Origin of the sequence: Alteromonas aestuariivivens, assembly GCF_003367475.1 — a bacterium.
Classification (GTDB): domain Bacteria; phylum Pseudomonadota; class Gammaproteobacteria; order Enterobacterales; family Alteromonadaceae; genus Alteromonas; species Alteromonas aestuariivivens.
In genome coordinates this window covers 1-803 of the sequence record NZ_QRHA01000032.1, presented here as the reverse complement: position 1 = coordinate 803, position 803 = coordinate 1, and the positions used below count along the sequence as shown (strand labels likewise).

Annotated in this window: 1 pseudogene; it reads left to right on the top strand. The window is 51.3% G+C overall.

Features of this window, described 5'->3' with window-relative positions:
• Window positions 1-71 precede the first annotated feature (71 nt).
• A pseudogene (locus DXV75_RS17025) lies at window positions 72-803 on the top strand (transposase); the annotation flags it as partial.

Below are 803 nucleotides of genomic sequence, written 5' to 3'. Positions count from 1 at the left end.
GGTAATCCCCCCTAAAAATAACAGCAGCCAAAAGTAGAATTTTCTCGTAACCTGAACGCAGGAGATTCTGCATGAAAAAATCACGATACACGGACAGTCAGATCCTGGCCATTCTTAAGCAGGCGGACGCCGGAGCCCCGGTTCCTGAGCTTTGCCGTGAGCACGGCATGAGCAGTGCCACCTTTTACAAGTGGCGGGCCAAATACGGCGGCATGGACGCTTCACTCATGGCCCGGCTAAAAGAGCTCGAAGATGAAAACCGGCGACTCAAGAAGATGTACGCGGAAGAGCGCCTTAAAGCCGAAATCATTCAGGAAGCCATGGTAAAAAAGTGGTAAAGCCCTGTGAGCGACGTCAGCTCGCTCAGAAGTCAGTGGCCAACCGCACTATCAGTATTCGCTTCGCTTGCCGTGTGTTTTCGGTCAGCGAGACCTGCTATCGCTATCAACCGAAACTGCGTGATGAAAACGAAGAGATTGCCAGTCGCCTGGTGCAGCTTACAGAAGATGATAGCGACTGGGGGTTTGGACTGTGTTTCAGCTACCTTCGCAACGTTGAAGGCAAGCCCTGGAATCACAAGCGTGTTTACCGCATTTACTGTGAAGAAGCCCTGAACTTGCGTATTCGTCCCAAGCGACGGCTGAATCGCAGCAAGCCTGAGCCACTGAAAGAACCTACCCGGTCTGACCAGGTTTGGTCGATGGACTTTATGCATGATCAGCTTGCTGATGGCCGAAACTACCGATTGTTTAATGTCATTGACGATCACAAACGTGAAGGGCTGGCTATTGAAGCCGGTTTTT